23 protein-coding genes are annotated in these 22,006 nt (G+C 66.8%); 5 read left to right on the top strand and 18 right to left on the bottom strand.

What is annotated here, in order from left to right:
- Window positions 1–12: 12 nt before the first annotated feature.
- The 5 genes from ACFK0J_RS04200 to ACFK0J_RS04180 all read right to left on the bottom strand — a co-directional run bounded on the left by ACFK0J_RS04200 (window position 13) and on the right by ACFK0J_RS04180 (window position 5,013).
- Window positions 13–972, bottom strand: coding sequence for an alpha/beta hydrolase (locus ACFK0J_RS04200; RefSeq protein ID WP_378736741.1), 960 nt, complete (start codon window positions 970–972; stop codon window positions 13–15).
- Window positions 973–1,128: 156 nt separating this feature from the next.
- Window positions 1,129–1,551, bottom strand: a complete 423-nt coding sequence (locus tag ACFK0J_RS04195; protein WP_378736739.1) for an HIT family protein — start codon at window positions 1,549–1,551, stop codon at window positions 1,129–1,131.
- 26 nt (window positions 1,552–1,577) lie between these two features.
- The gene (gene purB / locus ACFK0J_RS04190; protein ID WP_378736737.1) at window positions 1,578–2,999 is read right to left on the bottom strand and encodes an adenylosuccinate lyase; all 1,422 of its coding nucleotides are present in this window, start codon (window positions 2,997–2,999) and stop codon (window positions 1,578–1,580) included.
- 83 nt (window positions 3,000–3,082) lie between these two features.
- A complete protein-coding gene (locus ACFK0J_RS04185) occupies window positions 3,083–3,721 on the bottom strand; it encodes a TetR/AcrR family transcriptional regulator (RefSeq protein ID WP_378736735.1) in 639 nt (212 codons plus the stop codon).
- Window positions 3,722–3,849: 128 nt separating this feature from the next.
- Entirely contained in the window at window positions 3,850–5,013 is a 1,164-nt protein-coding gene (locus ACFK0J_RS04180; protein WP_378736733.1) for a pyridoxal phosphate-dependent aminotransferase, read from the bottom strand.
- 54 nt (window positions 5,014–5,067) lie between these two features.
- On the opposite strand from ACFK0J_RS04180, the gene ACFK0J_RS04175 reads away from it, so the two are divergent.
- A complete protein-coding gene (locus ACFK0J_RS04175; protein ID WP_378736731.1) occupies window positions 5,068–6,045 on the top strand; it encodes a M23 family metallopeptidase in 978 nt (325 codons plus the stop codon).
- Between the two features lie 101 nt (window positions 6,046–6,146).
- On the opposite strand, the gene purD is transcribed toward ACFK0J_RS04175, so the two are convergent.
- Complete coding sequence (gene purD / locus ACFK0J_RS04170; protein ID WP_378736729.1) at window positions 6,147–7,460, bottom strand: phosphoribosylamine--glycine ligase; 1,314 nt, start codon at window positions 7,458–7,460, stop codon at window positions 6,147–6,149.
- Window positions 7,461–7,619: 159 nt separating this feature from the next.
- On the opposite strand from purD, the gene ACFK0J_RS04165 reads away from it, so the two are divergent.
- From ACFK0J_RS04165 to ACFK0J_RS04155, 3 genes are all read left to right on the top strand, one after another.
- A complete protein-coding gene (locus ACFK0J_RS04165) occupies window positions 7,620–7,997 on the top strand; it encodes a PH domain-containing protein (protein ID WP_378736727.1) in 378 nt (125 codons plus the stop codon).
- 30 nt (window positions 7,998–8,027) lie between these two features.
- Complete coding sequence (locus ACFK0J_RS04160; RefSeq protein WP_218473319.1) at window positions 8,028–8,453, top strand: HIT family protein; 426 nt, start codon at window positions 8,028–8,030, stop codon at window positions 8,451–8,453.
- A gap of 229 nt (window positions 8,454–8,682) precedes the next feature.
- Window positions 8,683–9,123 carry a hypothetical protein gene (locus ACFK0J_RS04155; protein ID WP_378736725.1) on the top strand — a complete coding sequence of 147 codons (441 nt, stop codon included), beginning with the start codon at window positions 8,683–8,685 and terminating at the stop codon, window positions 9,121–9,123.
- 50 nt (window positions 9,124–9,173) lie between these two features.
- Here ACFK0J_RS04155 and ACFK0J_RS04150 read toward each other — a convergent pair whose 3' ends face one another.
- The gene (locus ACFK0J_RS04150) at window positions 9,174–9,410 is read right to left on the bottom strand and encodes a hypothetical protein (RefSeq protein ID WP_378736723.1); all 237 of its coding nucleotides are present in this window, start codon (window positions 9,408–9,410) and stop codon (window positions 9,174–9,176) included.
- A gap of 93 nt (window positions 9,411–9,503) precedes the next feature.
- Complete coding sequence (locus ACFK0J_RS04145) at window positions 9,504–10,295, bottom strand: hypothetical protein (protein WP_378736722.1); 792 nt, start codon at window positions 10,293–10,295, stop codon at window positions 9,504–9,506.
- Window positions 10,296–11,520: 1,225 nt separating this feature from the next.
- Between ACFK0J_RS04145 and ACFK0J_RS04140 the strand changes: the two genes are divergently transcribed.
- Window positions 11,521–12,015: a hypothetical protein gene (locus ACFK0J_RS04140; protein WP_378736720.1), complete on the top strand. Its 495-nt coding sequence runs from the start codon at window positions 11,521–11,523 to the stop codon at window positions 12,013–12,015.
- A gap of 796 nt (window positions 12,016–12,811) precedes the next feature.
- Here the strand turns inward: ACFK0J_RS04140 and ACFK0J_RS04135 are convergent.
- The 10 genes from ACFK0J_RS04135 to ACFK0J_RS04090 all read right to left on the bottom strand — a co-directional run bounded on the left by ACFK0J_RS04135 (window position 12,812) and on the right by ACFK0J_RS04090 (window position 21,996).
- Window positions 12,812–13,456, bottom strand: a complete 645-nt coding sequence (locus ACFK0J_RS04135) for a class I SAM-dependent DNA methyltransferase (RefSeq protein WP_378736718.1) — start codon at window positions 13,454–13,456, stop codon at window positions 12,812–12,814.
- A 278-nt stretch (window positions 13,457–13,734) separates the two neighbouring features.
- Window positions 13,735–14,226, bottom strand: coding sequence for a hypothetical protein (locus tag ACFK0J_RS04130; protein ID WP_378736716.1), 492 nt, complete (start codon window positions 14,224–14,226; stop codon window positions 13,735–13,737).
- A 253-nt stretch (window positions 14,227–14,479) separates the two neighbouring features.
- Window positions 14,480–14,803: a hypothetical protein gene (locus ACFK0J_RS04125; protein WP_378736714.1), complete on the bottom strand. Its 324-nt coding sequence runs from the start codon at window positions 14,801–14,803 to the stop codon at window positions 14,480–14,482.
- 711 nt (window positions 14,804–15,514) lie between these two features.
- Window positions 15,515–16,354 carry a DUF5131 family protein gene (locus ACFK0J_RS04120; protein ID WP_378736712.1) on the bottom strand — a complete coding sequence of 280 codons (840 nt, stop codon included), beginning with the start codon at window positions 16,352–16,354 and terminating at the stop codon, window positions 15,515–15,517.
- Window positions 16,351–17,259, bottom strand: a complete 909-nt coding sequence (locus ACFK0J_RS04115) for a DUF2637 domain-containing protein (protein ID WP_378736710.1) — start codon at window positions 17,257–17,259, stop codon at window positions 16,351–16,353. Before ACFK0J_RS04115 ends, ACFK0J_RS04120 begins: the two co-directional genes overlap by 4 nt.
- Window positions 17,260–17,297: 38 nt before the next feature.
- Window positions 17,298–18,320, bottom strand: coding sequence for a toprim domain-containing protein (locus ACFK0J_RS04110; protein ID WP_378736708.1), 1,023 nt, complete (start codon window positions 18,318–18,320; stop codon window positions 17,298–17,300).
- A 2-nt stretch (window positions 18,321–18,322) separates the two neighbouring features.
- A complete protein-coding gene (locus tag ACFK0J_RS04105; protein WP_378736706.1) occupies window positions 18,323–19,147 on the bottom strand; it encodes a helix-turn-helix domain-containing protein in 825 nt (274 codons plus the stop codon).
- Between the two features lie 4 nt (window positions 19,148–19,151).
- A complete protein-coding gene (locus ACFK0J_RS04100) occupies window positions 19,152–19,499 on the bottom strand; it encodes a hypothetical protein (protein ID WP_378736704.1) in 348 nt (115 codons plus the stop codon).
- Between the two features lie 3 nt (window positions 19,500–19,502).
- The gene (locus tag ACFK0J_RS04095) at window positions 19,503–19,946 is read right to left on the bottom strand and encodes a hypothetical protein (protein WP_378736702.1); all 444 of its coding nucleotides are present in this window, start codon (window positions 19,944–19,946) and stop codon (window positions 19,503–19,505) included.
- Between the two features lies 1 nt (window position 19,947).
- On the bottom strand, window positions 19,948–21,996 hold the full coding sequence (locus ACFK0J_RS04090) for a hypothetical protein (RefSeq protein WP_378736700.1): 2,049 nt from the start codon (window positions 21,994–21,996) through the stop codon (window positions 19,948–19,950).
- Between the last annotated feature and the right edge of the window lie 10 nt (window positions 21,997–22,006).

The following is a 22,006-nucleotide window of genomic DNA, read 5'->3' as shown; positions in this document are numbered from 1 at the left end:
GCTCGGTGCCGGTCAGGCACCGATGGCAGGTGCGATGGTCGGCCAGGACGCGTGCAGCGTGTCCTGCCAGTAGGACCACGAGTGCGTTCCATTGCCGCTGTAGTCGACTCGGGCCGGGATGCCGAGGCCGCGCAGGCGCTGTTCGAAGGAGGCCACGCAGGTGTTGACGCCGACCTCGACCGGGCCGCCGAGGAAGATGTTCTCGGCCAGTTGCGGTTTGATCTCCGTCTCGTGTGGGCCGGGGATGCCGGTGCCCGAGGACAGGTAGATTGTCTTGCCGCGCAATCGTTCTGCCAGCTGTGCCGGATCGTGTTCGGCCCAGGCCGGGCTGCCGGGCGCGCCCCACATATTCAACGGGTCGCCGCCACGGTTGGCGATGGAGAACATCACCGCGCCCGTCGCCAGACCGGTGTCGGGGCAGGCGCTGTAGCCCGCGACGGCGCGGTACAGCCACGGCTTCCGGGCGGCCAGGATGAAGGCCGCGTTGCCGCCCATCGAGAGTCCGCCGATCGCGTTGACGCCGTTGCCGTTGAACCAGCCGTCGATCAGTGGTGGCAGTTCCTCGGTCAGGAACGTCTCCCACCGGTAGCGGCCGAAGCGGGGGTCGTCCTGCTGCCAGTCGGTGTAGTAGCTGGCCTGGCCGCCGACGGGCAGCACGACATTGACGTTCGAACCGGCGAAGAATCGTTCCGCGTCGGTGGCGTTGGTCCAGGTGCTCTGGCTGAGGCCCGGATCGAGCCCGTCCAGCAGGTAGTAGGCGGGTCGCGAGCCGCCGCCCGCCGGGTGCAGTACCTGGACCTGAATGGTGCGGTCCATCGCCGGTGAATAGACGAACATCGCCGAACGTGTCGGGCTCAGCCGATCGATTCGTTCGATCTGCGCGGCCGACGCCGAGGCCGGGGCGATCATCGCCGGGCCGAGCAGCGCGAGCGCGAAGGTCAGCACCGCAACAGCAACCTTGATTCGCCGCACGTCCCCACCTCCATTACCGCATGACAATGGATTACAAGGTAGCTCACCAGGGGTATGCGCGGAAGAGTTTCCGCGCTTAAGCGCTCCTTCAGCAAACTCCCTGGAGGGCAACTCGGCTCCCACTGAGCTCAGCAGCCCCACTGCGAACCGGCTGGTTCAGCGCGCGAGCGCACCCCGGATGGACCCCGCCAGGTAGTCCAGATCGGCCCGCCGCGGAGTGGTCGGCCGCCCTCGCAACCCGAACCCGTCGCCGGGCGTCCGCGGAATGACATGCAGGTGCACATGGAACACCTCCTGCCCCGCCGTCACCCCATCGGCGAGAAAGAAGTTCACCCCATCACACCCGACCTCGCTGTCCCGCAACGCCGCCGCCACAAGCTGCCCCACCTGGAACAACTTCCCCCCGATCACCGGATCCAGCTCCGCCAGACTCCGCGCGACCACCTTCGGCACCACCAGCACATGCCCCGGCGTCATCGGCCGAATATCCATGAACGCCAACACATCATCGTCCTCATACACCCGGCTGGCAGGCGCCCGCCCAGCAATGATGTCAGCGAAAATCGTGTACGGATCCACGGCCGAAACCCTAACGGCTGCTCCCGCTACAGGATTGGGGATGGGGTGTAGTGGGCGGCGTCGGGGTATCGGTCGACGAGCTTTTGGACTGCGGCGATCACGTCGGAGACCTGGGCTTCGGCGGCGCCGATGAAGGCGGACTTGTCGGCGAGTGCGGTGTCCAGGGCGGCTCGGTCGAGGGGTAACCGGTCGTCGGCGGCGAGGCGGTCGAGCAGGTCGGGTTCGCGGCCCTGTTCGCGCATGGCGAGGGCCACGGCTACGGCGTGTTCCTTGATCACCTCGTGCGCGGTTTCGCGGCCCACACCGGTGCGAACCGCGGCCATCAAAATACGGGTGGTGGCGAGGAAGGGCAGGTAGCGGTCCAGTTCGCGGGCGATGACGGCGGGGTAGGCGCCGAATTCGGCGAGCACGGTGAGGAAGGTTTCCATCATGCCGTCGATGGCGAAGAAGGCGTCCGGCAGCGCGACGCGACGCACCACCGAGCAGAAGACGTCGCCCTCGTTCCACTGCGCACCGGCCAGTTCGGCGGCCATCGAGGCGTATCCGCGCAGCACCACCTGCAGGCCGTTGACCCGCTCACAGGAACGGGTGTTCATCTTGTGCGGCATCGCCGAACTGCCCACCTGACCGGGCTGGAAGCCCTCGGTGACCAGCTCGTGCCCGGCCATCAGCCGGATGGTGTGCGCGAACGACGACGGACCGGCACCCACCTGGACCAGCGCGGAGAGCACGTCGTGGTCGAGCGAACGCGGATACACCTGGCCGACACTGGTGAGCACGGTCGCGAAACCGAGATGCCTGGCGACCTGCTGTTCCAATGCCGAGAGCTTGGCCGGATCGCCGCCGAGCAGGTCGAGCATGTCCTGGGCGGTGCCCATCGGACCCTTGATGCCGCGCAGCGGGTACCGGTCGATCAGCTCACGCACCCTGGCGAGCGCGAGCAGCAGCTCGTCGGCGGCCGAGGCGAACCGCTTGCCGAGCGTGGTGGCCTGCGCGGCGACATTGTGCGAACGGCCCGCCATCACCAGTGTCTGGTACTCGGCGGCCCGCTCGGTGAGCCGCGCCGCGATCGCGACACCGTGGGCGTGCACATGCTCGAGCGAGAGCCGGATCTGCAACTGCTCCACGTTTTCGGTGAGGTCGCGGCTGGTCATCCCCTTGTGCACGTGCTCGTGCCCGGCCAGCGCGTTGAATTCCTCGATGCGCGCCTTCACGTCGTGTCGGGTGACCCGTTCGCGCTCGGCGATGGAAGCCAGGTCGACCTGGTCGATCACCCGCTCGTAGTCGGCGAGCACGCCTGCGGGCAGGTCGATTCCGAGTTCCGATTGAGCCCGCAACACCTCCAGCCAGAGCCGCCGCTCGAGCACGATTTTGTTCTCGGGCGACCACAGCCGCACCAGTTCCGGGCTGGCGTATCGGGTGGCCAAGACGTTCGGAACGAGGCTCACGACTGCGCCTCGCTAACGCTCGGCTCCGTCGTGCCCATGGGCGCTGTGTCTATGGTTCCCTCGCTGCGCTCGCTCACGTCGGGTCAGTCTAGTGCGCGGAAACGGTCCACTTGCTGGGGCGTCGCGGGGGCGACGATGTCGATCACCTCGAGCAGTGCGCCGCGCGCCATTCGGCGGGGTTCGGGCTCCTGCTCGGTCAGTGCCGCGACCACCGCGCCGTCGACCACCGCGACCAGCCTGCGCAGTTGCTCCGGTCGCACCAATCGGTCGGAGCGGCGCAGCACGTCGGCGAGCAGCTCGTCGAGCTGAGCGCGCAGTCGCAGCTGTACCTCGCGCAGCTCGGGGTGCCGCGCGGACGCCACCGACCGCTCGTACCGGGCGATCAGCTGCCCGCGCGCGCCCTCGTCGTGCCCGTCGGTGCCCACCAGCAGATCGAGCACCAGGTCGACGGTCGCCTCGGCGCCGCGGCGGCGGTGGCTCACTTCGCCGACCCGGCGGCGCATTGCCTCGAGTTCCACATTGCCGCTGAACTCGACCGCCCGCGCGATCAGGTCTTCGAGCGATTCGAAGTAGTAGGTGGTCGACGCCAACGGAAGGTCGGCGCGGGTAGCGACCGAACGATGCCGCACCGCCTCGAACCCACCTTCGAGCAACAACTCGGCGGCGGCAGCTACCAGAGCTTGGCGACGCCGTTCGCCTTTCGGGGTGGTCGCGGTGATCACCGTGCCATCGTGCCAGTCGTCATCAGTTCTTCCAGGGGAAATCAGCGAGGAAAAGCAACCATCGATGTTCTACCGTATCCGCGCCGCCACGGTGCCGAACTGCGGAAAGTTGTTGCCGGACACGACGATCAAACACCCAGATAGTGCCCTAGACGAACCAGCGCCGCCTCGATGTCCGCGGTGGCCCCCGCGAAGGAGAAGCGAACTGTCCGATTTCCGTGCACGGTGTCGAAGTCGATGCCCGGCGCGAGCGCGACGCCGGTGTGGTCGAGCACGTCGGCACACCACTTGCGCGCGTCGTCGGTGAGGTGGCCGATATCCGCGTACGCATAGAAGGCGCCGTCCGCCGGAGCGAGCTCGGTGATGCCGATCTTCGGCAGGCCGTCGAGCAATAACTGCCGGTTGACGGCATAACGACGGACGTGGCCGTCGAGTTCGGCCTTCGCCTCGGCACCGAACGCGTGCAGCGCCGCGTACTGCGAGATCGCGGGCGGGCACACGGTGAGGTTGGACGCCAGCCGCTGCAGCGCGGGCCGCAATCCGCTCGGCGCGAGCATCCAGCCGAGGCGCCAGCCGGTCATCGAGAAGTACTTGGACACCGAGCCGATAACCACCGATTCGCGGGAGGTCTCCCAGGACGAGGAGGTCCCGGTGTCCGAACTGTCGTAGGTGATGCCGTGGTAGATCTCGTCGGAGATGAGCAGGGTGCCGTGCGCCTCGCACCAGCGGGCCAGTGCGGCCAGTTCGGCGGGCGCGATCATGGTGCCGGTCGGGTTGGCCGGGCTCGCGACCACCAGTCCGGCCGGCGGTTCGGGCAGCGCGTCCAGCATGGCGACGGTCGGCTGGAACCGGGTTTCGGCGCCGCAGTCCAGTTCCACCACTCGGCAGCCGAGCGCGGTGAGCGTGTTGCGGTAGGCGGGGTAGCCCGGGCGGGCCACCACCACGGTGTCACCGGGGTCGAACGCGGCGAGGAAGATCAGCGAGAACGCGCCGGACGATCCGGTCGTGATCACCACGTCGTCCGGCTCGACGGCGTAGCCATAGGTTTCGGTGTGGTGCGCGGCGATCACTTCGCGCAGCGGCAGGATGCCGAAAGTTTCGGTGTAACCGAGCAATTCGGACTCGATCGCGGTCTTGGTCGCCCGTAACACCGGGATCGGCGCCGGCGTCGAGGGCTGTCCCGCGGCGAGTACCAGCACATCACCGTGGGTCCTTGCCCGTTGCGCTGCAGCTTTCCAGACGTCCATCACGTAGAAAGGTGGAATGGTCGACCGGCGAGATTCTCTGGACACCCGACAGACGGTAGACGGTGTCACACCCCGCCCGCCGGGGTTATGGTCGGCTTGATGCTCGAGAATGCTCGACGGGCTGGACTCGACCGAGTGCGCGGAGTGGGTGGCATCGGGGTCATTCCGCGGAACTGGCGTGCCCAGCCGCACAAGCGACCGACCCACGTCCTGCTCGATCGGCTGAACGTCCAGGAGCTACTGCGACGACGGCCCGATCCGCGGGAACTGTGGCGGCGGCGCGCCGAGCTGCGCGCCCGATGGGACAAACGGCCGGACCGAGACGAACTCCTCGCCCTGCTCCGCAAGCATCGCGTGCTGCTGGCCGGGCTCGCCGCGACCGCCGTCTTCGCCGCGGGTGACGCCACCTACGCGGGCGCGATCAGCTATCGCGTCCCGGACCCGGATCACGTGCAGCGTGTCGCCGTGGCCTATCCGCTGCAGGTGCAGGCCACCCCGCCGTCGGTGCGCCGGTACCTGAACGCCATCGCCAACGGGGAACGCCTGCGCGAACGGGCCGTGGTCGCGGCCGCCGCACGCGCCACCCTGGAACGCGCCAAGGCCGAGGCTGCGGCCGCGGCCGCGGGCGAATGGCAGCCGTGGATGTCCGGCGGCACGACGGCGCCACCGGGCGCGGTCCTGCCGGGCCGCACCGGCTTCGCCATGCCCGCGCGCGGCATCTTCACCTCGGGGTTCGGTTCCCGCTGGGGCGCTTTCCACAACGGCATCGACATCGCGGGTCCGATCGGCACGCCGATCTACGCGGTCGCCAATGGCACCGTCATCGACGCGGGCCCGGCCGAGGGCTTCGGGCTATGGGTGCGGATCCGCCACGACGACGGCAGCATCACCGTGTACGGCCACATGTACGACTTCTTCGTCTCGCGCGGTGAGCGGGTCCCGGCCGGAATGCAGATCGCCCGCATGGGCAACCGCGGCGACTCCACCGGCCCGCACCTGCATTTCGAGGTCATCGTCGGCGGCCAGCACGTAGATCCCAGACAGTGGCTGGCCCTACATGGCCTCAACTTCGGCTAGACCATGCTCTACGCAACAACTGATTTCGCCAGCACATGGGTAACTCGTCGGGTACGAGCTAACTCAACCGACTACGTCGCCGTCGGCCGCCGACGCCACTATCACGGCTCCTGAATCTGGCCTGAATTCCCGGAGAGGCGGGACAGCACAGCGATGCGATCTTCGACGGCGGCGAGGCCGATGTCGGTGCGGTAGTGGCTGCCCGGCAGTTTGATCGAGGCGATGCGCGCATAGGCGTGCGCGCGGGCCTCGGCCAGATCGGCGCCGACACCGACCACATTGAGCACGCGACCGCCCGCGGAAACCAGAGCGCCGTCCTCGCGCAACGCGGTGCCCGCGTGCAGCACCGCGGCGGAATCATCGATGGCGCCTTCGCCCGCACCGGAGATCACGTCGCCGACCCGCGGGCGGCCCGGGTAATTCTCGGCGGCGACCACCACGGTGATCGCGGAGCCGTCGCGCCAGCGCGGCGGCGCCACCTGGTCGAGAGTGCCGGTGGCGGTGGCATTGAGCAGCTCGCCGAGCGGACTTTCCAGCAGGGCGAGCACGGCCTGCGTTTCCGGATCGCCGAAGCGGCAATTGAATTCGACGACCGCGGGTCCGGCGGCACCCATCGCGAGACCGGCGTAGAGCAGGCCGGAAAATCCGCTGCCGCGGCGAACCAGTTCGGCGGCAACAGGTTTCACCACATCCTCGACGATGGCGGTGACCGCTTCGTCGGACAGCCAGGGCAGCGGCGTGTAAGCGCCCATGCCGCCGGTGTTCGGGCCGGTATCGCCGTCGCCGACCCGCTTGTGATCCTGCGCGGGCAGCAGCGGCACCACCGTCTCCCCGTCGACCAGGCAGAACAGCGAGACCTCCGGCCCGTCCAGGAACGATTCCAGCAGCACCGGGTGGCCCTGCTCGAGCAGTTCGGCGCCGTGATCGCGGGCGGCGGAACGGTCGGCGGTGACCACCACACCCTTGCCCGCGGCGAGACCGTCGTCCTTCACCACCCAGGTGGGACCGAACCGGCTCAGCGCGGCATCGAGGTCGGCCGGGGTGTCCACGATCTCGCTGTGCGCGGTCCGCACCCCCGCCGCGGCCATCACGTCCTTGGCGAACGCCTTGGAGCCTTCGATCCGCGCGGCCGCGGCCGACGGCCCGAAACAGGCGATCCCGGCGGCCCGCACCGCGTCGGCGACGCCGAGCACCAGTGGCACCTCGGGCCCGATCACCACCAGGTCGGCCGCCGTCTCGGTGGCCAGCGCGACCACCGCCTCCGCCGAACACGGATCGACCGGCCGGGTCTGCGCGTGCTGCGCGATGCCCGCGTTGCCCGGAGCGGCCACGATGGCGCGCACCGCGGGGTCACGGCGCAGCGCAAGGACGAGGGCATGTTCACGGGCTCCGGAACCGATGACGAGTACGCGCACGGCAGACAGCTTAGGTGAAGCCGCAGGAAGACATGCCTCGGCCAGGAACCTTGGCCGACCATCGAATATCGGTCTCGCGACATGGATGATGGAAAGGGATGGTTCGGGCATACCGCAGCCGGGCCACGCCACCCACACCGCGCGAAGGATGTGCACACGATGGGTCTGATCGACGGACTGATGGGCAATGCCGGGCGGATCGATCCCGGCCAAGCGCAACAGGAATACGCGAAACTGATGGGCAACGGCGAACAGATCTACGCCGCTTATCTTTTGGTGCGCGACGCGATCCTGTTCACGAACCGGCGACTGATCCTGGTCGACAAGCAAGGCATGACCGGCCGCAAGGTGAGCTATCACAGCGTCCCCTACCGCGCGATCACCCATTTCTCGGTGGAGACCGCCGGTACCTTCGATCTGGACGCCGAACTCAGCATCTGGATCTCGGGTAGCAACGAGCCGATCCAGAAGCGTTTCAATCGCCAGGTCGACATCTACGAGGTGCAGGGCATCCTGTCGCACTTCGCGGCGGTGTAGCCCCAGCCGGCCCGGACTAGTCTGCGAGACATGGCTTCCGTATTCAGCGCGATCATCGCAGGTCAGATTCCGGGTCGATTCGTCTGGGAGGACGACGAATTCGTCGGCTTCCTCACCATCGCACCGGTCACCCCCGGGCACACGCTGGTGGTGCCGCGCAAGGAGATCGATCAGTGGCAGGACGTGGACGCCGAGACGTTCGCGCGCCTGACCGGTGTCGCCCAGAAGATCGGGCAGGCCGTGCGGGCGGCGTGGGACGCGCCGCGGGCCGGTCTGCTGATCGCCGGACTGGAGGTGCCGCACCTGCATGTGCACGTCTTCCCGGCGTTCACCATGGGTGACTTCGACATCTCCGGCGCCGACCCGAATCCGAGTCCCGAGTCGCTCGACGAGGCGCAGTCGAAGATCAAGCAGGCCCTGCGTGACCTCGGCCACGGAGCGAACGTCCCCGACTGAACTCCGGTCCAGCACATAAGGAAACGGGTGGCCGGACCGATTCGGTCCGACCACCCGTGCTATCCGGAGCCCCCTGTCAGGATTGAACTGACGACCTTTCGCTTACAAGGTCAATCGGCGTAGGCGCTGTGCTGATCACGGAGTTAGCAGCTCGCCGCTGAGCACGAAACTGAAAGTTTAGTGGTGTTCATAACGTCTGATCAGCGGCTGGTTCTGCAGCGCGAGATAGATGCGCGCGCTCCGCTCGTTGGGCCGCTTGCCGGTCTGCGCGGTCGTATCCGCGGATCAACCGAACAGCTTCATCCATGTCCGACGGCTTGAACCGGGCGAGTTGACGATCCAGCCAGACAGGATCGATCCCGTGGTTTGTGGGCATCGCACGAATGTTGCCACGCCACCCGAATCACGGGCCCAGGATGGCTCTGATTTGGTCCGTGGCACGCCGAGCGGTCAGATCGTCGAGGACCGCGATGGGCTCGTCCGCCTCGGCGAACCACCCTGGGCCAACTGTGAAAGGCGCGCCAGTGAGCGCAACACCGACTGGTCCAAGGTCGCAAATTATCGCGTCGCCAGTCAGAGGTTCCGCGAGTACTTCGACGATGATGTATTGGCGGCGGATACGGTTGTAGTCGTCGCTGGACACGATCAGGCACAGCATTCCGCCGGGTAGCACCGAACCCGACGGGGCGTTCCATACCTCGCCGAACCGAGGAAGTGCCATCAGCTGGCGGCGCGGCGTTGCGCGATCAGGGCAGCGGTGAGTGCACTAGCGCGTTCGAGCGTGTGGCCAGCCGCGGAGAGGGTGGCGGTGTCGGCGGCGAGGCGGCGGCGTAGGTCGTCGCGGCGGACCAACTCGGCAAGATAGGCAGAGCGGTCCATGCCTTCCTCTTGCGCGCGGCGCGCGAGGATTTCCAGGGTTGCGTCGTCGAAGCTCACCGACGTTTTCCGACCGGCCATACCGTCGAGCATACCGCCGTGAAGGTAGATCGGTGTCGGCCTCGTCGGGGACCATCGGCGGAGTGGAGTTGGCGCGACGGGGAGCTCTACGGTTCAGCGCCGACGGCGCAGCCACCGCCAGCGAGACAGTGGCGTGGCAGAGGACGGTTCCGGCGTGGCCGCCACGTCGATGGTGTGTCGGTCTGCCCAGGCGCCGGTGAGCGTGCGCCGTACAGACCCTTCTCCCACCACACGCGTGGCGATAGTCCACGTGACCGGCTCGGCGGTCAGGTCCTCCGCCTCCAATTCGGCGCACGCTTCGGCTGCCGCGGCGGTGTCGGGGTGAAGCGAAAGGTGCACGACTGCACCGGTTTCGGACGTGAGGACCAGTATCGCGACCGCAGTGCTGGCGATGTCTTGACCTAACCGGGTCTGCTTGTCGAGCACGCCGCCCGGCTCCGCGCCGAAACGGTCAACCACCTCGATACGCGTTTGCGCCAACTCCAGCCAGAGGCACCGTTTCGCGATGTCTCGTTCGCTGATCCCGAGCGCGGCGACCAGCTCACTCATACTCGGCGGCGGGTTCGCCGCCCATGCGTGAATCAGCTGTTCGTCAGCTGCCGCGTCCCAGTACGCGATCCCCTCCAGGGCGTGAGCGGTGCGCGCCGTGTCCTCCCAGTCGAAATCCGGTGAGGTGGCCATCTGCCGTAGCTTGCGCAGCGCCGTGGTCTCGCCGTAGGCGTTCAGTAGCAGCAGTTTCGCGCGGGCCCGGATCGCGGTGAGGCTACGGCCGAGGTGGTCGGCGACTTCTTGGTCGGACATCGATGTGCGCAGCGCCGCAACGAATTCCCGATAGTCCTCGCCGTCCCAGAAGCTCCCCCGGCGATCCTGATCCCCCAGCGTCATGGGTACATCGTCGCAAAGAGCACCGACAACGTGCTCCAGAATTCGATTCGGTCTTTATGCTGCGCGGGCCCGGAAGTTGCAGCCATGGCAGTACCAGACAAGCTCGCCGGCCATGCGCGCGGCGTGCAGCAGCTCCCCGCACTCCGGACTTATCTGCACTAGAGGTGTTCTTGGAATACCAAGCCATCGGTCTCGCTGCTCCGCGTTCGACGCCCGGTAGCGTGACCCTTTGGCGGAGGTAGACCGATGGAAGACAACGAGCTGATGACCCCAGCCCAACAAAAGCTGGTGCTCGCAGTAGTCGACGCGCTCAACAAGGCAACCCGGCCGGTCACGGACGAACAACTCGCCCGATTCGTCGGTGAGCCCCTCGAGGACGTCGCCGCAGTCCGGCGCATCCTCGAACTACCGAACATAGTGTTCCAGCCCGGTGAACCACCGAAGACGTGCTCGCCCGAATCCTCGATGTGCTCGAGGCATTCGATGAAGGCGAGGACTACACACCCCCGCTGGCCGATATTGATGATCGGTTCTGAACCTGCAACCAGGCCATACGATGCGGAGAGCTCGCCGCGAACTTACTACAGGAGACCTCGGCCGCCTCGCTCAACGAGTTGGAGTGGCGCCAGTCTAGGAAGAACCGGAGCTGTCTTGATCCCCGGGGGGACGGCTCGGGCTCCGGCCGGCTGGGCTTGAGAAGTAGGTGCCTTCCATCCACTCCTGCCACCGTTGACATTGGCTCAGCAGGCCCTGACATTGGCTCAGCAGGCCCTCGGCGGTGTAGCCCTCGAACAGCGGAGCCCAGTCGTCATCGGGGTATTGGTGCTCGGTCATGCCCAGTTCGACGCCGATTCTCTGGGGGTCACGGAGAGTTGATGCCCGGATCTGAGAACGTTGTTGCAGCTCAGCGGCTTTCGTGAAGACCGTAACAGATCACCACATGTGTGGTGGAAGAACTGGTGTCGGTCGCGTCGAGGGGGCATCGTTGCCAGATGCCCAGTGGCCTGGATGGCCCGGACTGGGGCGAACTCGTAGAGATGCTGCATTTCCTGCGAGGGGGATCGCCGGTGCTGGCCCGGAGGTGGAGCAGTCGCTGCGGGACTTTGTCGGCGACGACGGTTACCCGCTCGAGTGGCTAGTCGCCATCCTGCGCTACGCGGCAGCTCAGTGTGTTCGGTCGAAAACTGCGTGGCTGCGGAAGCCACTGCGCCGATACTCTGCTCAGGTGCCACACTCGATCACCGCTCTGATAGTGCCCGGCCCCTACCACGCCGACGCGGCGGACAAGTGGGATCTGCTGCCAGTGCCGCTGCGCTGCGACCTGACGATGTTTCATGTGACGCACTACTACACGGCGTATTGGCAAGGGCTGCTTAGAGTTACAGGCCATTTCGAACTCGCCCCGAGCGCGCGTCGACTGTTGTTCCCGACCGAGAACGTGATCGGCGTGCTGGCGAGGGAGCTTTCGGCGCAACTCGAGCCGGCGTTCGCGTTGGTGGTCACGGACTACTTTGCGGGTATGGGAGACCAGGGCGCTGTGGTATCCATCGACGGTGGACCCATTCGTCCGGTGGCGGATATCAATGACGCTCTGCGCGCCCTGGGCGTCACTGCGGCAGAGGGCTTGGACGAGTTCGACACGGTCGGTCTGGGTAACCATCGATCGACGCCCGACTACTTGGATCGCTACGTGGATCTCTGTGAGGAGATTGGTGCTTGACCCGGCACAGTGGCCGCATTCTTCCGGAGCGCTCGGTAAACACGCCGCTTGATCGGTGGTTCCGTAGGTGGACAGGCGCACAAGGTTCGAAACCAATACCCGCCCATCGGCATTATGTCGTGGTCGGCCGCCGCCACGATCGACCGTGCCCGCAAATCTAGAGCACGTTTCTCATCAGATCGCCTGGCCCGGCCGGGGTTCAGTGTCGTTTATTGACGTTGGCTACGCGCCCTGAAACGGCGTCTGTCCAACACCGTCTACACCCGGATGGTCGCCGACCAACGGCGACGGCAGGAGGCAGATCCGGGAGGGCAATCGGGGGCGTCTGCTGACTCCTGCGCGACCGGCTCGACCCCGGGTGCCGGTTCTTCGGACAAGCCACGGCCCGGACCTGCCATGCACCAGCCTAGCGAATTACACACTGCCCCTTGACGCGAAAGGGGAGCCAATATCGGATGTTCACCGTCGGCTCGCGAGCGCCCGATCGACGTCGGTGTGGGTGGTGCGACCCCTGCTCAGGCGCGTCGCCGAAGCGTGGAGGTTTGACGCTTCTGCGACGCTCGTATCCGAACTGGGCGCATCGGTGGCTCGTTGCGTTGATGCACCCGCTAGAGATTCGGAGCCGCCGCGTCTTCGGATCGCCCGAAACTATTTCCGCGCGGGCGGGATTCACAGGGCTTGCAGGGTGTAGAGCGCGTCCGTGGTCACGACGGTCGCGCCGAGGGTATAGCGCAGTGTCGGCGTCCATCTCGGGCATCGGCTCCGGATCCGACTGGCGAGCCGACATATGCAGAAGTCAGGACTTACTGCGTGCGAAAAGAATCGCTTGCTGAGCTTCCGCGTCCGGGTCGAGCAGCATCTGAGCCTCGACCACGAATCCGGCATCGCGCAGCCAGGATGCCACCCGGTCAGGCTGACGGCGGTGGACATGGACCTTCATCGGGTGACCGCCATAGCCGTCGGTCTTCAACCGCGACTCGTCGCCGACGTGAAACAGCAGCTGCAGCGGTCCGCCGGGACGCAATGCTCGGTGGAAGTGCCCGAACACGGTCGGCACCTCGTCGTCAGGGATGTGGATCAACGACTGCCAGGCGAGCAGGCCGGCCACCGAAGCGACGGGCAGGTCCAGGTCCGTCATCGAGCCCACCTCGAACCGCAGGCCGGGGTGGTCGCGCCGAGCCACGTCGATCATCGCCGGGGAGAGGTCGACACCGAAGGCGTCGACACCGAGCTCATGCAGGTGGGCGGTGACTTCACCGGGGCCGCAGCCGACGTCCGCGACCGGCCCGCCGCCAGCGACCCGCACGCTGTCGGCGAACAACGCCAGAGCCGCGCGGAGGTACTGGTGTCCGGCGAGGGCGCCGCGCACTTGGTCGGCATAGCTGACCGCGACCGTGTCATAGGAGGTTCGGGTGTCGGCCAACCATTCATTCGTGGTCATGACCGGCACGATATTCCATGATCACGACCTCGTGGACGGCCGACGCAGACAGAACCGATCATCGGCCCGCCGACTGGCCCTGAACTCCGCCGCGTTTCCGCGGACCGCAATGCAGGAGAGCACACCATGGCGCTGACCACCGAACAGCGCCGCCGTAACAAGCCGGCGCAGCGGCTCTCAGGATCGCGCGCTCCGCGGCAATACCGGACGTTCGTGAGGCGCCGAGTTGCTGTCACTAAACGTGGCAACACTCAGCTGCCGGTTGTGTCGTTGCCACGCTAGCTCGTCGCGGGCTCACTCGTCTCGGGCCGGTGCTGCCGTTGGCTCAGCACGAGCGCGCCCGCTGCCAGCAGGTAGAACGGCGACGGGATCAGCAAATCCCATCCCGCCGTGTCGTTGTGCTCGAGCGTCTTCATCCCGAGATATCCGTCTACCGTGCCGAGAACGGCCAGGATTCCTGCGGCCCAGCGTGTTCCGCGCCGGACATGCCTGCGCGGCAGCGCGAAGACGACCGCGGGCAGCAGCACCACCAGGCCGGACTCCGCGACGAATACGAGCCATTGCTCGAGCAGCGGCCGCGCCGGCAGGTAGCCCACCTCGACGAGGGTCTGTGTGAGGACCGCCGTGTCCTCGCTGTGGATCGCCCCGGCGTCGCTGTCGGGCAGCTCCGGGAAGTGCGCATGTAACACGCGTGGTAATGCGACCAGGACCAGGGCCACCACGCGCCAGCAGGTGACACAGCGCCACCACCGCCCCAGCGACACCATCATGCCACCCTCCCCTCCGACCGACCTTTACGCGGGCGACGCTACCCGCGCAGCCCATCCGCAGCGAAATCCTGTCGCGCCTTCGGCCGAAACCCGCAGGCCGACAACGCATCCCGCCAGAACGCATGCCGCGATGACGAAGATGGGCGCTGGAGACCGCGAACGCCCGGGACGCTGCTCTCGATGCCATGCTGTCCATGCTTCACGGCCTGATGAGTACTGCTTGATCGTTCCCCGACAGCCGGTAATCGGCTACTTAAGACTGGTGCTGGGACCTGATCCCGGCCAGGATCTGGTCCAGGTGGGTGAGCGCGATCCCGTGCGCAGCCTCGTGCAGTAGGGTTCCCAGCACATCGCGCGGCCCGTGCGCGAATCCTTCACCGCCGACGAACAACTCGGGTAAGCGTGCATCACCGTGCACCCAGCGATCGGGGCCGAACTGCCCCAGCCGCACACCGCGCCGCCCGACCGACCCAGCCGCGATCGTGACCATCACATCCGGCACCTCCGGATGCCGGGCACGCACCCCCGCCCAGGCTTCATCGATCGCGGCGACCATTGCTGCGGAGACTACGCTCATCGAACCCTCCCCAGAGTTGATTTCTAGAACTCAATTCTATCGAAATATGCACCGCCACAGTGGAATTGATTCCTATTTGCCAACAAATTGATACCTAGGATTCAACGGTGACCAGCAGTCGCACTTACGCCTCACCACTGAGTCCGACGCCACCTTTGCTTGTGGTCCTCCTCCAGCCCGTCGAGTACCGCTTCGCGCGATAGGACCCGTCCCCACGTCGCGAACTCGCGTGCCCTGAACGGCCACGTCCCGCACCTGGCTTGACCGGCCGCACTGAGCGCGCCCCGGCGCGCGAACACGCCACCTGCGGTGGCGCAGCTCTAGACGTGACGTTCCCGCCTGACGCAACCCCGCTCCCAACCCTCCTTTGTGGTCTCTCTTCTCTTTTGGTCCCTGCCCCTTCCTTCTCTCTCCTTGCTTTTGATCTTGTTCTTTGTGTTTTGTGTTGACTCCTGCCCTGCCCGGTCCCCACTCTCTATGAACAGCGAAGCCATAGAGAGTGGGGACCGGGCAGGGCAGGAGTCGGCGCAAAACACCGCTGTTCAGAGCGTTTTCCGACCCGGATTGATCGGATTCTGATGCGACTGAGAGTCCGATCAGATCCGCATCACAGTCGCATCAAGTCCGCATCAGAAGACGGCCCCGAACACGCCAGTAGGCCCGCCTGGCGGGTGCCTGGCGGGCCTACTGGTCGGGGCTTGAGTTGGTTGATCAGGTGGCGGGCATCTGGTTCCAGATCTGTCCGTCGAGGGTGCGGCCGTGCTGTTTCGGTGTTCGTCCGCCCCATTGTTTGAAGAAGAACGGCACCTCCGCCTGGATGCATTGGTCACGCAGATCGCGCACCCAGTCCGGGTGCATCTCGCGGGCACCGGGTCCGGATTCCCCGCCCGCGATCACCCAGTCCACCGCAGGCCGCGGGTTCCAGGTCGAACACTCACCACCACAACCGCATTCGTAGCGGTCGCTGTCATCGGGGCGGCGACATCCACATCCACCAGGGCAGTGGTCGGGGAACAGGTGGATGTCGAGGTCGAGCGGTCCGAGTAGCGGCTCACACGACAGGAACCGCACCGCGGCCGGAACGGACCGCAAGTGACTGATTCGTTCCGTGGTGGTCTGGTCCTCGGCAGAGACGCCCATCCACAGATTCGGTGGAAACACCAAGCCGCGCTGCGCCATTCGCCGCGCCCGCAGCGGCCGTTTGGTCAGTACCTGGTAGGTGTGCTGCGGTGTCGAAGCGATCACCTCGAACACCTCCCGCACGAACGACTCGGGGACGCGCGCGTGGAACAGATCCGACATGGAGTTGACGAACACCAGCCGCGGCGTCCGCCAGCGCACCGGAATGCCCAGTGCCGCCGGGTGAATCGTCACCCCGAATCCAGGCCCGGACGTGCGCGGGTCGCCGTCGCGCTGATACTTCTCCACACCCATCGCCTTCAACCGCCGCGCCATCGCCAACGCGTAGCAGTTGTCGCAGCCCGCGCTGATCCGGTCACAACCGGTGACTGGGTTCCATGTCGTTTCGGTCCACTCGATTCCGGTACTCATGGTCGTTGTCCTTCCTGGGTGATGCGGTCGGCAGCGATCAGGGTTCGCGTCACGGTGGACTTGCTGATCTCGGTCTGCTCGGCGATCTGGGCGTGGGTGAGCTGGTGGTCGTGACGCAGTCGCAGGATCGCGGCCACAGTGTCGGGGTCGCGCCGCCCGGCTGGGTCGGTGCTGCATACCTGCTCGGCCAGCTCGACCCACCGGTCCGGTTCATGTACCGGCTGCTGCGTAGCGACTTCGATCTGCATCTGCTGTGCACCGTCGAGCTCGGCGGCGTGCTGGTGGGCGGTGAGCTGGCTGGTAGTCGATCGGGTCTCGGTGTGGACTTCGCGCACCGAGACGGTGCGGACCGCTTCAGGGTTGTGCACCGGTTCCGCTGCGGTGTGCACCTGCGGTTCAGGCGTGGTGCGATCGGTGCGTGCGAGCACCAGCAGCGCGACGGTGGCTTGGCCGATGGCGCCGTCGATGATGAGCGGGAACAGGAATGCCAGACCTTCGCTCATACCGACTTGGATCGACAACTCTCGCAACGCGTCGAACGAGAGCCGGAAGGCCATAGCGGCGATGGCCGCTGTTAGTGCGACGACCGCCCAATAGACCATGCGGGCCTTGTTCTGGGCGCGGACCAACAGCCCGACGCCGTGGGTTGCTGCCAGTAGCAGGATCGGCGGAAACGAGGCCACAAACGCCGCGGCCCACTCCTTTCCGGTCGGGGCGTTGATCCATGCGTGGGCGATGTTGCCCGCGATCGACATCGCCGCGACGAGCAACAGCTCGCACCAGAAGAACCGGATCGCTGAGGTCTCTTCTCGCGTCCGCGCACCGGACGGTGCAGACGATGATGCGGTGCGGTGCACACCGTCGGTGCTGTGCACCGCCTGCGCGCCGGTCACGTTCGTCGTCACGTCAAAGGCTCCTTCAGGTCGTGTGGTCGGTGCGATGCTCAGCGGCTTCGGGTCCGCGCCCGGCTCGTGACCGGGCCGCGAAATCGGGGCGGCTGCTGTTGGTGTCGGTCGAGGTAGGGGACGGGGTCGAGTTCGGAGAGCTCGTATCCGGCGTCGAGGTGGTCGGAGAGGTCTTTGCCGCCGCGGGCCTGCATCACCCGCACCTCCCCCACACGCCCGCCCAATGTGTCGGCGACTTTGGCGGCGTGGCGGTAGCCGGGTCGGTCACGGTCGGCGACCACGATCACTCGTGCGGCACCGGCCAGCCAGCGCGCGTGCTCGGGAGTCCACGATCCGGCGCCTCCGACGTTGCAGGTCGCGATCTGCCCGGCCCGGTTCGCGCGTTGCACATCTTTTTCGCCCTCGCAGACGTATATTTCGCGGCCGGTGTCGAGGGCTTCGCGGATGTCGGAGAGCTGGAACGGGATCGGCGCGAAGCCGGCGTCCTCCCATTGGGTTCCGGTCCAGTGCCGTTGATAGAACGACTTCTTGATGCCGTGCTCGTGCGGGGTGTGCACCCGGATCACCGCACCCTCGGCGCGTCCGTCCGGCCACCGGTAGACGTACGCGTCGACCTTCTCCGGGGGACCGGTCTGCACTCCCAGATCGGGTTTGCTCAGGATCGGGAACCGGGCGGCCAGGATCGCCTTCTCCACCGGCGAGACGACGTCGCTCCCCCGCCGGGCTTCCCCGCCGCCGCCGTGAGTATCGCGTCGGCGTTCGGGTAGGCGGTCGAACATGTCCCGCACGCCGAGTTGCCGGTTCTCGGTCGGATGGGGCAACCGCTGGAGTACCTTCTCGTCGTCGCAGGTGGCCCAGCAGCGCACGATCGTCTTGGCCTGCTGCGGGTCATAGCGCACACCCAGGCTCGGTGTGTGTGGTCGCCCGTCGCCCTCGTGGACTGGGCACAGGAAGTTGGTCCACCGCAACGGATCACCGTTGCCGTGGCCTGGCCCCATAGTCCGTTTCAGCGCCGTGGTGATGAGCTGATACGACGGCCCGGCGGGTTGCTGGGGTTTCATCGTTATCGCCCCCGCTGGATCTGACGGCGCCGGACGGGCACGGCGAGTTCGCGCACGCTGTAGCTGTCGCCGCCTGAGTGGGCCCGGGAGTCGGGTGGGTGAACGCCCCAGCCGAGTTCAGGGCGCGGCTGACGAGTGCGCCGCCAGTAGGACGGGTCCGGTCGGGCTTTGGGGTCATCGATGGTGTCTTCGTCCCATTGCCACGACCGTGCCCAGCCATGGGCGCGCCCGTAGTCGCGGGCCCGCTGCGACGGCCCGGGGGTGAGCTGGCGACGGGTGAACAGCTCGGCGACCTCGCGGTGCCGACGGGCGGTGATCGGGCGCTTACTATGCATGAGCGGACCCATGTTGGTGCGGGTCATGCCGAGTTCGCGGGCGAGTTCGGCTTGCGGCCAGCCATCGGCGACCAGCGCACGCAGCCGACGCTGCGCCCCTACCGAGGGCACCAAGGCGCGGTCGGCGGCCACTTCCACCGCCGATTCCGGCACCGGCACCGCCAAGATCCGCTGCGCGGTGGTGTGGGAAATCCATTGCGGCGGTTCCGATTCCGCGCCTCCTCGCAGCAGGTGGCCTAGCACCGACCGATGCAGACCGGCCAGCTCGACGAGCCGACGCTGGCTCAGACCGGCCTCGCGTAGCCGGGCGACATGCTCACGCACGGGTTCGGCGGGCACCCGGTCCGGGTCCCAGCGGCCGTAGGCGGTGTTGCGCTGGCGGGTCCGCTGGTAGCAGGCCCCGCACAGGCCGCGCCGCAGCGGCGGTTTCGTCCGCTCGCATCGCCCGCACGCTTTACCGGTGGAGCTCGATCGCGCAGGTTGGGTTCCCATGGGTTCACCTGCCCCGCTCGATCTCGGACCGTGATGTCCCGGTGGTGAGGATGCGGGCCTGCTCGATGCTGCGCCGCTGCACCGCATCCAATGCTCCGCCTGGCGTGCCGAGTGGGTGCCGAAGTGCCTGGCGGACACTGTCGGGCTCGCATTCCCATTGGCTGCGAACAGCTTTCAGGAACTCCCACTCCTGTTGGTGTGGGCCGTAGTGCCAGCCCTGATCGATCGCGGCGCCCTCGGTGTAGAGGCGGTTGATGTCGGCCTCGCTCGCCTGCGGCTGGTAGGCCAGACGGGTGAGGCGATCGAGTTCGGTGAACGCCTCGCGCATCGCTTCCTCGTGCTCGATATGCATCGGTCATCGCCTCCTCTCGACGCTTTGGCGGGTACGGCCGAAAGTGGGTACCGGTGTTTCTGGTGTGAACCGGGCAGCGTCGGGGGTGTTGCGTTCGTAGTCGACCTGGAAGGTTTCCCCGGCTAGTTCGCGGGCTTGTTCCAGGCTTCGCTGTTCCACTTCGGTGACCTGCTCGTGGCCGAGCTCGCGGTAGTGCTCGACCCAGTCGAGGAAACGCCGGGTGGCGTGCGGGGCTCGCACCCAGTCGTTGTAGGCGGTGTGCAGGTAGCCCCATTCCGTGTGGTGCGGGCTTTTCATCCAGCGTGTGTCGATGTCGTAGCGCTGGTAATCGAGTCGGTCGATCTCGGCTGCGGGCTGTCCGGAGTCCTCGGCGTGGAACACCTCGTGGCGGAGTCGAACCAGTTCGGCGAAGTCGGCGCGCATGGCTTCTTCGTGTTCGCGTTCCATCTCAACGGCTCCGTTCGGTCCCGTTGCGGCGCTGACCGTTTCGCTCGGCGCCGTCACTGCGGCTGCCGCGCTGTTGAAGGCGATCGTTGGCGGCGTTGGTGAGCCATTCGCGGGCGAACTCACGCAACTTCAGCTCGTCGTAGATCTCGCCGTGCACCTTGGCGAAGTCGGCCGACATCTGCTCGACGATCGCCTTGTCGAACGCCTTGCGCGCGGCAAGATCGGCGTCGGTCAGCCCGTTCTCGCCCGTACTGGCCTCTCGTGACGAGCGCGGGTTGCCGCCCGCCTCATCGACGTCACTTTCACGACGCTCCGAGCGCTGTCGTATTGACACCTCGGGCCACATCTCGGGCCACAGATTGTCCACCGCCTCTTCACGTGCGCGTGCCGAGCGATCCCACAATGGGGGCTCGGTTTCATCCGTCGGCGTCGCGTGCGACCAGCGCTGGGTGTCGCCGAGCTTGTCGAACTCGACGCGTTCGCGACTGCCGTAGCGCTGCTCGCGCGGGGTCTGCTGAGCGAGTTTGGTGACGGCTTCGTCGCGTTCACGCTTGTAGCGGTCCCGTTCCGCGGCAACGGCATCGACGCCGGGCCGGTCGCGCAACTCCCCGATCTCGGCGGCCAGTCGCTGGTTGCGGTTCTTCAACGCCTCGATCTGGCCTTCGGCGCTGGTCAGTTTGCGCCGGATCTCGTCGCGGTCCGCAGTGACCGCGTCCAGGCCACGCTGAAGAACCTCCACCCGGGAGCCGAGGCGGTCCCGATCGGCGGCCATGTCGGTGAGCTGACGTTCGACCTGCGCGATCCGCGAGTCCGGCGTCTCCGTACGCGGTGCTGCCTGTTCGGCGGTCCGGGTCGGTGTCGTGTGTTCGGTGTTGTTGCGGTCGGTGTTGCGGATGTGCTGCTCACGCAGGGCACGGATCTCGTCGGTAACCATGCCGATCGGGCCATCCACGACTTCGCCGCCGTCACGGCTCCCGCGCTCGGTGATGGACGCGGTGAAGGGCTGGCCCTGGTGGGTGTCGTGATAGGTGCCGAGTACGTGCAGGGTCCAGTCGTATGCCCGGGTCCGGTCATCGAAGTCCCCGGTGTGTCCCGGGCCCGCTGTGGGTCCGACATGAACCGCGAACCGATCAGCGCGCCTCGGCTGAGACTGCGATTCGATGCGGTCTTGGAGGCGGTTCCCGGCATCGCGTGGCTCACCCTCGGCAACGCCGGTGCTGCTGCCCTGGTCGTCGCGGGCTCGGAGCGGGGCAAGCTCCCGCTCGGCCTGCTGCCAGGCGAACAACTCGCGCTCGTAGGAGCGGCGCAAGTCCTGCTCCACGTCCTGTTCCTCGTGGGCCGGACGCAGGTCCTCGTCGGCGATCCAGGCACCGGGGGCGGCCAGATCCTCGTGGGCCAACGCAGCGGCGTGAGAGCGCCGCCAAGCCTCACCGGCCTCGCCCTGCAGGCTGGGGCCGAACGTCTGGCGGGCACGGGAATCAGTCGCCGATATTGTGCGGTCGACGTGGCGCATGGGCTCCACGGCCAGCTTTTCGATGCCCGCGGCTTCCCGGGCACGAGCGACTTGCGCGCGGTAACGCAGGGCCTCACGGCCTTTCACCCGATGAGCGCGGTCGAACAACCGTTCCGGCTCGAACTGCGGGAATGCTGTGGCCGCGTCCAGACCGTCGAGGGCAATGCCCTGTTCGATTGGGCTCAGGCGCGGGTTCGCGATGATCTTGGCGCGCAGGTAGTCCGCGTGCTCGGCCAGAGACCGCGCGTCGCGGTAGCGGCGTTCGTGATCGACATTCGGGTTGATCGCCCGATCAGCGACGGTCGCGGCGTGCACGCGATAGCGGTCGACCATCTGCTGAGTCCAGCCCAGCTGATGGTCTCGCGCGGCCTGCTCGGTGCGGCGTTGCTCGCGCAATGTCTGGCTGATCTGTTTGCGGATGCGGCGCCGCTCGAGCCAGTTACCGGCCTGGGCGTGCAGGCGCAGCATCTGCTGAAACGAGCGACCGAATTTGACGGCTTCGGCGATCAGTTCGTCTTCGGGGCTACGGTCAGTCATGACAAGTTTT

Source organism: Nocardia brasiliensis, assembly GCF_042691675.1.
GTDB classification, from domain to species: Bacteria; Actinomycetota; Actinomycetes; order Mycobacteriales; family Mycobacteriaceae; genus Nocardia; species Nocardia brasiliensis_D.
This window is presented reverse-complemented; position numbering and strand designations above follow the sequence as displayed.